We start from the raw sequence: 12,030 nt of genomic DNA, 5'->3' as shown, positions 1-12,030 counted from the left end.
GGTATTTATATTATCTGTAAATGATAAAAGGTTAAATAGATATTTTTTATAAGATATATAAGTTAAAATGATATTAATTATTGGTTTTGATTCTTATTTAACTAATAAGATGTTAAATATAACAAGATAATTTATGAAAATAACTCTTAAGCAACTACAAGTTTTTGTTAATACTGCTAAGTCAGAATCTATTAGCCTTGGTGCAGAAAAGTGTTTTATTTCACAAGCTGCTGCAAGTATGTCCTTATCCCAACTAGAAAGTATGCTAGATACAACTTTATTTGATAGAGTTGGAAAAAGGATGAAACTAAATGATAATGGTCAGAATCTGTTAGCAAAAGCAATTCGCATTTTAGATGAAGTCAGTGAGTTTGAATCATTTGCTGTTGATAATGAGCATTTATCTGGAAAACTTATAGTTGGCGCTAGTACAACTCTTGCAAGTTACGTTTTACCTAAATACTTAGCCCAGTTCAAGCAAAAATACCCAGATGTAGAGTTAGAAATTATTAACGGAAATACAAAAGAAATTATCCATCAAGTAGAAATGCTTGGGTGTGATATTGGTTTTGTAGAAGGTGCTTGTGATAGTCAGGTATTAGATGTGGAATTATGGAGAAAAGATAACTTAAAAGTCTTTTGTTCTATTAATCATCCTTTAGCAAAAAAGAAAAAAGTCTCAATAAAAGATATTCTTAAATATGAATGGGTAACAAGAGAAGCTGGTTCAGGAACATTTGATATTTTTTATAAAGAACTTGGTAAGGATGCTAAAAATTTGAAGCAATTAATGGTGTTAAATAATTCTGAAGCGATAAAGCAATATGTTTCACACAGTGATTCACTTGCGTGTTTATCAGAGGCGATTGTCGAAGGGTCTCCAGATATACAAAAATTCAAAATTTTAAAAGTAGAAGAGTTAGATCTAAGTAGAGAGTTTTATTTACTTCTCAATAAGAAAAAATATCATACAAATCTTACTAAAGCATTTTCTGATTTTATTCATTCAGTCTAGTTTTATTCAATTATCCTTGAAAAAGTATGCTAAAGAGCATATAAATTATATTAAGTAAATTTATATTTTTGAGTAAAGGGGAATGACTAATGACATTTGGAGTAATTTTATTATTAGTGATAGCTGCTATCTGTGTATATGTGGTTATGACTTATAACAAGTTAATTGCTGAAATAGAAACAGTTAAAAATTCAGAAAAACAAATTGATGTGCAACTTGACCGTCGTGCTAAAGTTTTTGACTCCTTAGTGAATGTGGTTAAAAAATATATGGATTATGAGCAAACTACATTAAAACAAGTAGTAGCTTTAAGAAATAAAGCAAATGTGGCAAAAGAAAATGGCGACGTACAAGAAAGAATTGATGCTGAAAATAAAATTTCAGAATTTGCTAGAGGCATAAATGTTCAATTTGAGAACTATCCAGAATTAAAAGCTAATCAGAATGTTATTCAATTACAAGAAGAAATAACTTCGACTGAGAATAAATTAGCTTTTGCTAAGCAAGCGCTTAATGATTCTATAGAAAGATATAATGCCCATAAGAAATCATTTTTTGCTGGAGTAGTAGTAAGTTTCTTTAAGAAGTTAGATGAGAATTTTATTTATTGGAATATTTCTGAAGAAAAGAAAGCTCAATTAGAAGAAGCAAGAGTGGAGCTATAGATGAGTGAAAATTTACACTACGGCTCAGCAAATTGGAGAGAAGTAGTACGTAAAAACACGCAAAAGACATATTTAGTTATAGCAGTATTTCTAATTGTTTTCTTTTTACTGGGTATATTTGTAGATACTGTTTATAGATATAGTGAATTAGCAAATGCATATTATCAGTATTATCACCAGCAGCTTTCTATAGGTCAGGTCTTTGTATGGCTTGCAACATTCAAAATTATCCCTTATGCAACTATTATAATTTCCGCTATAACGATTATTTGGCTTTATATTACCTTTGCAATGTATGATAAAATTATGCTTTCTGGTACTGACTATCAGGAAATAACAGCAGATAATAATGATCCTTTAGCTCGTAGAGTTTATAATGTTGTTGAGGAAATGAAAGTTGCTGCAGGCATGAGATATATGCCAAAAGTATTTCTTATTAATGCAAACTATATGAATGCTTTTGCGTCAGGATATTCAGAGAAATCAGCAATGGTTGCAATAACTGCTAAGTTAGCTCAAAGTTTAACTAGAGATGAATTACAGGCTGTTATGGCACATGAACTAACTCATATCAGAAATCAAGATATTAAACTAAACCTTTTTACTATGGTTTTATCTAATATGATGCTTATCATCATGGATTTCCTATTTTATTCAGTGCTTTTCTCTGGAAATAATAGAAGTAGTAATAATCGTAATAATAATGCTGCAGTATTTTTCTTAATAATTATTATTTTAAGATATGTTTTGCAAATATTTACTATATTTATGATGCTATTCTTAAGTCGGACAAGAGAGTATATGGCAGATGCGGGAGCTGTAGAATTAATGCGGACAAATATGCCTATGGCAAGTGCATTGATGAAGATATCAAAAGACAGCACCACTCCTGAAGCACAAAATGAGTATAAACATAATAAAAATGAAAATCTTCGTAGAGCTTCTTATATTTATGATCCATTAAGTGTGGGTTTTAGTGGTGGTGATATGTCAGATATGTTTTCTACACATCCAAGCTTAGAGAATAGATTGCAGTCTATAGGTGTAAGTGCTAAAGGTTCGTGATTATGAATAATAGATGCTTCAAAAAAGATGATGGATTTACTCTAATAGAGCTTATGGTTTCAGTAGCTATTGTAGCTATAATAGCTACAATAGCCACTTCAGCCTATTCTAACTACGTGCTAAGAACAAAAATAGCAGCAGAAGTTTCTGTGCAGACGGCTAAAGCAAAAGAAATATATGATCTTAAAAGAAATGGTCATGATTTTTATTATCTTAATGGCAATGACGCGCTTAATGAATATGCAGCTTTGACTAAAGATATTGGCACAACTGGAAGTGGTATAATTAATGGATATGGAGAGATCATGGTACGTCCTGAAGATGTACCAGAGGATTCTGTAAGGTGGCGTTGTATTGTTGCCGGAGATGGCCTAACTCAGTCTGACCTTCCTAGCCATTGTATATTAGGAGGAGCAACTTTCTTTAGAATTCTAAAAGAGAATAATATGATTTTCAGCGAAGATAATTTTCAGTATGATGATATGCCTGTTGATGAGAATGGTTGGGGTAAAGTAAATACGGATAGTGACTTTCTTGGAAAATGGTATATTACTGGAGGGGATGAAGAAATAGAAATTTGGAATGATTTTGAGAATATTGATGATGCTCGTCCAAATGTTGCTGAGCTAGATGGTGATAAAAATGAAATTGTAGATTTTTCTCATGATTTAGCATCTAAAGGTTTTGATAGTATGAGTATGTCTTTTGATTATTATTCAAGAACAGGAGATGATTCAAGTAATTTTGAAGTTTATCTTGGAGATGAGCTAGTTTATAAACATGATAGCTTCTCAAAAGGATGGCAAAGTATTAATATTGATTTAACTAATACTAATGCATCTGGTAAAACTTTGACATTAAGAGAGGCTGGCAAAGATGATAGTTATGGTGCTTTGATTGATTTAGATTCATTAAAAGTGACTCCTAATAAAATTACTTAAGTAAAGATTTTTCTAGAGTCTATAAAATTCACTTCAAATGTAATATAATTTCAAAAGTGCACTCGCTCAAAATCTTTATGATTTTTCCGGTAAATAAGATAAATAAAAAATAATAAGTGGTATCAATGTCAGAACAAGAACAGCCAAGAAAAAAGTTATCATTATCAGCAAGAAAGACTTTAACAACAAATAGAGCAGTTACATCAAGCAATAACTTAAAAAATAAACTTCAAGCTAAGAAAGAAAGCTCTGTAAGTAATTTTCTAAGACATGCAGATAGTGATTTAGCCTCATTATATGAAGAAAGAAATGATGTTGTAGAGCAAATAAAACAGTTAGAGCAAAGACTACAATTTGCTAAAAGTGAACCTTTACAAGAATTCTTAATCGAATTAAAAAGTAAGGATTTTGATCTTTTAGCAAAGATAAATGATAGAGTTAGTAAGATTTAGAATAAGTTTTCAAAAATTTCCTTTATTCCTTTTTTAGCAAGAGTAAGCATTTTAGCAAATTCTTCTTCAGAAAAATCTTTACCTTCTGCTGTACCTTGAATTTCAATTAAACCACCATTTGAATTCATTACGACGTTCATATCAGTTTCAGCATTAGAATCTTCAGCATAGTCTAAATCTAATACAGGATTATCATTATATATTCCAACAGAAATAGCAGCTACCTGTGCTTTTAAAGGTTTAGCTTCAGCAGGAATCATATTTTTTTCTTTCATATATTCAACAGCATCTTTGATTGCTAATGATGCTCCTGTAATAGATGCTGTACGCGTTCCTCCATCAGCTTGTATAACGTCACAGTCTACTTTTATTGTATATTCTGGTATTTGAGTTAGATCAACACTAGCTCTAAGAGCTCGACCAATAAGTCTTTGTATTTCTTGAGTTCTTCCTGATTGTTTACCACGAGCAGCTTCTCTATCCATTCTTGTGTGCGTTGATCGAGGAAGCATACCATATTCAGCAGTTAACCAACCTTCTCCTGAGTCTTTTTTAAATTTTGGTACACCTTCTGTTACAGAGGCTGTACATAGTACTTTGGTATCGCCAAATTCTATTAATATTGAACCTTCAGCATGTTTAGTGAAATTATGTATAATTTTTAAATTCCTTAGTTGGTCATTATTTCTACCACTAGGTCTCATTTCGACTCCTTGTTTAATATAAAAATTAGTATATATGTGTATAATTGTTATCAATAATAGCTTTTAGGAATTGTTTTTTAAACAATTAAGCAGTTAAAATAATTTTTGGTGAGATGGAAATACTAACAAATATAGATGAAAAAAATTATGCATTTTGGTTAAGAGACGCTAAACATTTAACAATAGCTTTAAAAAAATATTATAGTGAAATTACTCTTACGAAATATTCTCAAGAGTTAGAAGATTTAAATAGCTTTGAGCGTAATTTGCTGAATAAAGATAATAGCATAGTAAGAAAAATTAGTTTAAATTCAGATGAAAAAGAATTAGTGTATGCAAGAACGATTGTTCCTGTAGATACGTATATTTTTTTTAAAGAAAGATTTGAATCTTTAGGAGAGAATCCAATAGGCGAGAGCTTTTTGTATAATAATGATAACTTTTTAAGAAGTGACTTTATTGTAAGGAAGCTTTCAAATAAAGAATTTCAGCAAGAAACGAGTAGAAGTGTAACAAATGATTATATTTTCTCACGTAGCTCTATATTTTCTTTAAAAGAACAAAATAATTTAAAAGTTTTAATTACAGAGTATTTTTTAGGAATTAAAAATTTAGTGGAAAAAAGAAGTTTAAATGTTAAATAAAGAGACTTTAAAAGCTTATGTGATGCTAATGAGATTGCATAGACCAATTCCTATACTTTTAATACTATGGCCAACACTAACAGCTTTAGTGATAGCCTCTCATGGTATACCAGAATTTAAGTATTTATTTATATTTGCTATTGGTGTAATTGTGATGCGAACAGTTGGCTGTATTGTAAATGATATTGCTGATATAGATTTTGATAAGCATGTAGCAAGGACAAGTTCTAGACCATTAACTACTGGTAAATTAACAGTTAGGAATGCTGTAAATTTATGTCTGGTTTTATCTTTTGTAGCTTTTGTATGTGTCTTATTTTTGAATATATTTACAATAATATTATCTTTTATAGCATTGTTTTTAGCTATTTTATATCCATTTTGTAAAAGGTTTTTTGCCTTGCCTCAATTTGTACTTGGTTTGGCTTTTAACTTTGGAATATTGATGGCTTTCTCTGCTATACAAAATAAATTACCGATAGAAGCGTGGGTATTTTATGTAGCTACTATATGTTGGACCATAGCATATGATACTGTTTATGCATTAGCAGATAGAGAATTTGATCTGGAAATAGGTATAAATTCATCAGCTATATTATTTGGTAAAAGAGTTTTTAGTTTTATATTTATATTTAATTTTATATCTATAGCTTTCTTAATTTTATTAGGAGTTATATGTAAGTATGGAATTGTTTATTATTTTGGATTAGGCCTATCTAGTCTATTTTTTATATATAATTATTTTATTTATAAGAAGCTAGGTATAGAAAAATGTATAAAGGCTTTTTCAGATAATCACTGGGTAGGGCTAATATTATTTATATGTGTTTTGCTTAATTACTTTTAATTATCACTATTAATTTTCCATTTTCTATAATCATCTAATTGAAAAATCTTCAGATCAAATAAATTAATCATAGCTAAAAGATGATCAAAAATGTCTGCTTGAATGCTTTCATACTCAGCCCAAGCAGTAGTATTTGTGAAAGCATATATTTCAATTGGCAAACCAACTTCGCTAGGATCTAAGTGTCTTACTAACATTAAGAAGTTAGAATGCTCTATAGTTGGTAAAGCTTTTAAATATTCAGTTATGTAGTATCTAAATAAAGTGGCATTTGTAATATTTTTACAATTCTCTTTATTGTTTACGTAATTTTTTAATAGATCAATATGCTTAAGATTATCTATCAATTTATCATCACAGAAGCGAATGGTGTTTATATCTATTTTTAGGGCTCTTTTAATCCTTCTTCCACCAGACTCTTGCATTCCACGCCAGTTTTTTACACCACCACTAATTAAAGCAGCAGTAGGTATTGAAACTATGGTTTTATCAAAATTTTGGATTTTAACAGTATTTATTGCAATATCTAATACAGTACCATCAGCACCATGGCTAGGAATAGTTATCCAGTCACCAACTCTAACAGTATCATAGGTTGATACCTGAATATTTGCTACAAAACCTACAATACTATCTTTAAAAATTAAAAGTAAGACTGCTGATAAGGCACCTAGCCCTGTTAGTAGTATTAAAGGAGATTTTTCAATAATTATTGAAACTGCTAATATTACTCCTAAGAAGACAATAATTAATTTAAGAGCTTGAATGAAGCTTTTGATTAGGTAGTATCTAGTATGATTTTTCTTTCTAAGCCATTCACAGAAAATATCTAATATAATGAAAACAGTTTTTAGTGACATATACAAAATGTAAAGAAGAGCTAGGCTTTTAACTATTTGAGATACTTCTCTAGTCCATGAAACTTGATTGAAAATTACAACTTTAGATCCAATAAAAACTATAATGCCCGGTATTATTTTAAGTAAAGTTCCAACTAGGCTTTTTTCAAAGCTACCATCAATAGATGCTTGCCTAATAAATCGATCTAGGAATTTCTTTGTATATATATAATTTATAAACTTTAATACCCAGTATGCGATAAGACCAATACCAAGCAAGCAAGATATTAAGAATATTTCTACTAGGATTATTGAGAGTGTATGGTTTAGATTAAAATTTTCTTTAAAAAAGTTTAGAAGAGTATATTGTAAATCCATTTTCTGAGATTTTTATATTTTAATCACTTTATAATACAGCATAATAAAGTATATTTTTAGGATATATGGCTATGTTTTTATTATATAAATTTACTTTCGTGCTTTAAGATCCATATTTTCTTTTCTATACCACCAGTGAAGCCACCAAGCTTACCATTGCTATTTATTACTCTATGGCAAGGGATTATTATGGGAATATTATTTTTGCCATTAGCATTTGCTACTGCCCTAAAAGCTTTTTCATTTCCTATGTTTTTAGCTTCATCTAAGTAGCTGATAGTTTTTCCATAAGGTATTTGCTGTAGCTGTTTCCAAGCGTTTTTCTGAAATTCTGTACCATTTAGTTTTAACGGGATAGTAAACTTCTTAAGGTTCCCAGAAAAATATAAATCTAATTCTTTTGCAGTTATCTCTAGGATTTTATTGGTTTTTTCTAATATTTTCGATGCTTTTGAATCAATCTTAGCAAGTTTTTGATTTATATTGTTTTCTCCAAACCCTAATGCTAACAAAGCTGAATCATTTGCAATAGCTATAAGATTTCCAATAGGAGATTTTATGGTTTTTGAATATAAAACTACATCTGCCATATAGGGAAAACCTTATTTATATATTTTACAAATTTAAGCATTCCTACATTTTGCTCAGTATACCCAAAATCATCACAAGCAATTTCTGGATACGCAATTCCTATTCCGTATATGTTTGGAGCTATAATTCCATGATAAGGATTATGCTTATAGTTAGTTACTCCATTAATAGGAATATTTCTACTTTCAAATCCCATAGCATAAATTAGCAAATCACATTCTGAAAATTCTTTAGCATAAGAAGAGTCTTCTATATGTACTCTTTTGATATGCTTTGAGGCCTCTAAGTTTTCTTTTGCCCAGGCAGCAGCTAGACCTTTCAGTCCAGTATTATCATAGATTATCTTTCCATTATAAGGCATAGCATATTTTGTGAAACTTCTATAAAAATTCACGATGTTATCAGCTTTAGCATCTATTAAGTTTTTTAATACAAGAATAGCTGAATGCGATGATCCAATGACGCCAATTTTTTTATTTTGCAAGTTTTCTTGAGTTAGTTTTGTTGGGCATAATGCAATTTCTAGATTTAAGGTTTTTTTGTTTGTATTTTGTTGGGCTTGCTTAGCTCCTGTAGCTAAAATAAGTTTCTCTGTTTTAAAAGTTTTATTAAGTGTTTCTATTTCAATAATTCCACTTTTATCGCAAATAGAGATCACTTTACTTTTATAAGTATTTAAACCAGAGGATAAAAGTTCTTTAGATGCATCTTTTAAAGCTTCTGCTAGATATCCTAATGAACAGACATCATTGGGATTGAGGTTTTTAAGATCAGATTTAAGTTCTTTATAATTAATTGATTTAAAGCTATAGAATGAATCATTTAAGGTTTCAACAATAGTATTTCCTGGAACCTCGTACCATTTGGTATTTATTTCACCACCATTAAAACCTTCATCTATCCATAAAATATCATTAGGAGATATTCTTTCATCAAGAAGTTTTGCTATTGCAACTATACCTGCACAACCAGCACCAATAACAGTCCAAGAATAAACTTTGTTAGACACAACTAATTTCTTAATAAATTTTTAAGTATTTTATATTATATTTTTTATTGAGAGATATTTCTAAGGATTTCTTTAAAGAGTATGAATGAAAAGTTTACAGGTATAAATTTAGTTAAATATATTTCTCTATAACCTATATAATTGAAGAAATTATTTATTCTTTGAGAAAAATCTATGAGAAAGAAGTATAAATCGATTCCTATAATTATATTAGTTATTGGTTTGATAGTGTTTTTCATACTTGGCGGTTATAAATATTTAACGCTTGAAACTCTTAAGCAAAACTATGAGAACCTACTTAAATTTACTTCACAGAATTTAATATTAAGTTCCATGATATATTCAATTTGCTATATCTTAGTTGTTGCCTTTTCTATACCAGGTGCTGCTGTTATGACTCTGCTAGGAGGTTTTCTTTTTGGAATCGTATTTGGCTCAATATTAGTTGTTTCATCAGCAACAATAGGTGCAGTTATTTTATTTCTAGCTGTGAAAACATCGTTTGGAGAAATGCTTAAGGATAAAGCAAAAGGTAGCGTTGAAAAGATGAGAAAAGGATTTTCTGATAACGCTTTTAACTACTTATTGGTACTAAGACTAGTGCCAATCTTTCCTTTTTTTGTAATTAATATTGCTTGTGGCGTTTTAAATATCAAGCTAAAAGATTTTTTCTTTGGAACATTATTAGGAATAATTCCAGGTTCGGTGATCTATGTATGGGTTGGTACAGGTCTCGGCTATGCTATTAAGCAAGGGCAGGAGTTGAATTTAGGTATTATTTTCCAAAAAGAATTTATTTTGCCTATTTTAGCTTTAGCATTACTTTCTTTAATTCCAGTAATAAAAAAGAAATTAACAAGAGATAAATCTTATGAAAGAAGTTAAAACAGACATTTGTGTTATTGGCGGAGGTTCAGGAGGGTTATCTGTTGCTGCCGGAGCAGTACAGATGGGTGCAAAAGTTGTTCTTTGTGAAGGTGGTGAAATGGGTGGAGACTGCCTAAATTATGGTTGTGTTCCATCTAAAGCAATGATCGAAGCTTCTAGAGTTATTTATCATACAAAGAAAGCACATAAATTTGGGATAGAGATAGATGGTGTTCAGCCAGATTATAAAAAGGTTCAGCAGCACGTTAAGAATGTTATAGCTAAAATAGCTCCTCATGATTCGGTAGAAAGGTTTGAAGGCTTGGGAGTGACTGTAATAAAAGAGTATGCCCAATTAGTCGATAGATATACAGTCAAAGCTGGAGAAACTATAATAAAAGCTAAATATATAGTTTTGGCTACAGGTTCACAAGCTAAGGTGCCCCCTATAAAAGGTCTGGATGAAGTTAATTATTATACAAATGAGAATATTTTTGATATATCAGAGAAACCTCAGAAGTTGATTGTTTTAGGTGGAGGACCTATAGGAGTAGAGCTAGCTCAGGCTCATACTTTATTAGGTTGTGAGGTAACTATTGTTGAAGCTTTTTCTGATATTTTAAGTTTTGCAGATTCAGATTGTCGAAATGTAATCTTAAATGGATTTAAAGAGTTAGGTATAAATGTTGTCACAAACGCTAAGGTACAAGAGATTTATAAGGATAATGACACTATTTATGTAAAAACAGATATTAATGTTTATTCTGGAACACATCTTCTAGTAGCTACAGGTAGAGAGCCAAACATAAAGAAATTAAACCTTGAAGAAATTGGAATTGTTCATACAGAAAAGGGTGTGACGGTAGATTCATCACTAAGAACTAACTATAAAAATATTTATGCTATAGGAGATATTGCTGGTCCATATCAGTTTACACATGCAGCAGGATATCACGCAGGAATAGTTATTCAGAATATGTTGTTTAAGCTTCCTGCAAAGGTTGGTTATAAGAGTTTCCCTTTTGTAGTTTACACGACTCCAGAATTAGCTCAGACAGGTATGTCTATAAGTGAAGCTGAGAAGCAAAGTGCTAAAATTCTTACTATTGATTATGGTAGTAATGATAGAGCACAGGCTAATTTATCGACAGAAGGTTTGGTGAAAGTAGCTGTTGACAAAAAAGGTTATATACTTGGGGCTACAATTGTTGGAGAGAGTGCTGGCGAGCTTATAAATGAATGGACAATAGCTATTAAAAATAAATTTAAAATAAAGCAAATGACTTCACACATAGTGGCTTATCCAACTCTAAGTGAATTAAACAAAAGAGTTGCTGGGAGCTATTTTACTCCTATGCTTTATAGTAAAAAAGTTAAAATAATAGTTAGAATTTTATTAAAGATTTTTGGTAAAAGAATATGATAGAGCAAAAAGTTAGACCATGGTTTCAGAGATATTTTGTTGATATGGTAGCTATGGCTTTATCTAAATATTGTTCTCCAAGTAGTCTAACAATTGCTTCATTTATATTTGGTTTTATAAGTGCAATATTTATATTTATTGATATATATCTAAGCGTCTTTTTTCTTTTACTTTCGGGATATTTTGACATAATAGATGGAAGTGTTGCTAGGATACAAAAAAAATCATCATCATTTGGTACTATGCTAGATATTCTAAGTGATAGATTTGTAGAAGCTTTTATCATTATAGCTATATTTATCCATCAACCACATATTGCTTGGATTGGATTATTTATGATGATGTCAATAATAGTTTGTATTAGCAGCTTTTTATTAGTGGGAATTTTTAGTCAACAACAAAGTCATAAAAGTTTTTACTATAGTCCAGGGCTTATGGAGAGAGCTGAGACATTTATATTTTTTATTGTAATGATTCTTTTGCCTAGTACAGTTTTGTATTTGGGATTGATTTTCACTATATTAGTATTGTGGACAACAGTTTATAGAGCTTATGAGTTTTATTGTTATTCAAGTCAAGAAGGAGACTAA

General features: G+C 30.1%; 14 protein-coding genes. 10 read left to right on the top strand and 4 right to left on the bottom strand.

Going from position 1 to position 12,030, the window contains the following annotated elements:
• Positions 1-133: 133 nt before the first annotated feature.
• The 5 genes from DNK87_RS07215 to DNK87_RS07195 all read left to right on the top strand — a co-directional run bounded on the left by DNK87_RS07215 (position 134) and on the right by DNK87_RS07195 (position 4,138).
• The gene (locus DNK87_RS07215) at positions 134-1,015 is read left to right on the top strand and encodes a LysR family transcriptional regulator (RefSeq protein WP_119330910.1); all 882 of its coding nucleotides are present in this window, start codon (positions 134-136) and stop codon (positions 1,013-1,015) included.
• Between the two features lie 89 nt (positions 1,016-1,104).
• Positions 1,105-1,680, top strand: coding sequence for a LemA family protein (locus DNK87_RS07210; RefSeq protein WP_119330909.1), 576 nt, complete (start codon positions 1,105-1,107; stop codon positions 1,678-1,680).
• Positions 1,681-2,745, top strand: a complete 1,065-nt coding sequence (htpX, locus tag DNK87_RS07205) for a zinc metalloprotease HtpX (RefSeq protein ID WP_119330908.1) — start codon at positions 1,681-1,683, stop codon at positions 2,743-2,745.
• A gap of 2 nt (positions 2,746-2,747) precedes the next feature.
• Entirely contained in the window at positions 2,748-3,686 is a 939-nt protein-coding gene (locus DNK87_RS09035) for a prepilin-type N-terminal cleavage/methylation domain-containing protein (protein ID WP_119330907.1), read from the top strand.
• Between the two features lie 125 nt (positions 3,687-3,811).
• Positions 3,812-4,138, top strand: a complete 327-nt coding sequence (locus tag DNK87_RS07195; protein ID WP_119330906.1) for a hypothetical protein — start codon at positions 3,812-3,814, stop codon at positions 4,136-4,138.
• Here DNK87_RS07195 and rph read toward each other — a convergent pair.
• The gene (gene rph, locus DNK87_RS07190; protein WP_119330905.1) at positions 4,135-4,842 is read right to left on the bottom strand and encodes a ribonuclease PH; all 708 of its coding nucleotides are present in this window, start codon (positions 4,840-4,842) and stop codon (positions 4,135-4,137) included. The two genes, DNK87_RS07195 and rph, sit on opposite strands and share 4 nt — an antisense overlap.
• A gap of 113 nt (positions 4,843-4,955) precedes the next feature.
• Between rph and DNK87_RS07185 the strand changes: the two genes are divergently transcribed.
• Entirely contained in the window at positions 4,956-5,486 is a 531-nt protein-coding gene (locus DNK87_RS07185) for a chorismate--pyruvate lyase family protein (protein ID WP_119330904.1), read from the top strand.
• Positions 5,476-6,333: a 4-hydroxybenzoate octaprenyltransferase gene (gene ubiA / locus DNK87_RS07180; RefSeq protein WP_119330903.1), complete on the top strand. Its 858-nt coding sequence runs from the start codon at positions 5,476-5,478 to the stop codon at positions 6,331-6,333. Before DNK87_RS07185 ends, ubiA begins: the two co-directional genes overlap by 11 nt.
• Here the strand turns inward: ubiA and DNK87_RS07175 are convergent.
• From DNK87_RS07175 to DNK87_RS07165, 3 genes are all read right to left on the bottom strand, one after another.
• Positions 6,330-7,550, bottom strand: a complete 1,221-nt coding sequence (locus DNK87_RS07175) for a mechanosensitive ion channel family protein (protein WP_119330902.1) — start codon at positions 7,548-7,550, stop codon at positions 6,330-6,332. The two genes, ubiA and DNK87_RS07175, sit on opposite strands and share 4 nt — an antisense overlap.
• Positions 7,551-7,630: 80 nt before the next feature.
• Complete coding sequence (locus DNK87_RS07170; protein WP_119330901.1) at positions 7,631-8,140, bottom strand: methylated-DNA--[protein]-cysteine S-methyltransferase; 510 nt, start codon at positions 8,138-8,140, stop codon at positions 7,631-7,633.
• The gene (locus tag DNK87_RS07165; protein ID WP_159240246.1) at positions 8,128-9,150 is read right to left on the bottom strand and encodes an NAD(P)-binding domain-containing protein; all 1,023 of its coding nucleotides are present in this window, start codon (positions 9,148-9,150) and stop codon (positions 8,128-8,130) included. The genes DNK87_RS07170 and DNK87_RS07165 overlap by 13 nt, the downstream gene beginning before the upstream one ends.
• A 174-nt stretch (positions 9,151-9,324) precedes the next feature.
• Between DNK87_RS07165 and DNK87_RS07160 the strand changes: the two genes are divergently transcribed.
• The 3 genes from DNK87_RS07160 to DNK87_RS07150 are packed head-to-tail and all read left to right on the top strand — an operon-like array spanning position 9,325 to position 12,030.
• Positions 9,325-10,035 carry a TVP38/TMEM64 family protein gene (locus DNK87_RS07160; protein ID WP_119330899.1) on the top strand — a complete coding sequence of 237 codons (711 nt, stop codon included), beginning with the start codon at positions 9,325-9,327 and terminating at the stop codon, positions 10,033-10,035.
• Positions 10,022-11,440, top strand: a complete 1,419-nt coding sequence (locus DNK87_RS07155; protein WP_119330898.1) for a dihydrolipoyl dehydrogenase family protein — start codon at positions 10,022-10,024, stop codon at positions 11,438-11,440. Before DNK87_RS07160 ends, DNK87_RS07155 begins: the two co-directional genes overlap by 14 nt.
• The gene (locus DNK87_RS07150; protein ID WP_119330897.1) at positions 11,437-12,030 is read left to right on the top strand and encodes a CDP-alcohol phosphatidyltransferase family protein; all 594 of its coding nucleotides are present in this window, start codon (positions 11,437-11,439) and stop codon (positions 12,028-12,030) included. The genes DNK87_RS07155 and DNK87_RS07150 overlap by 4 nt, the downstream gene beginning before the upstream one ends.

This window comes from Pseudofrancisella aestuarii (genome assembly GCF_003574475.2).
GTDB classification, from domain to species: Bacteria; Pseudomonadota; Gammaproteobacteria; order Francisellales; family Francisellaceae; genus Francisella; species Francisella aestuarii.
Note: the sequence above shows the minus strand (reverse complement) of the source record. Positions and strands in the feature narration are given on the sequence as shown.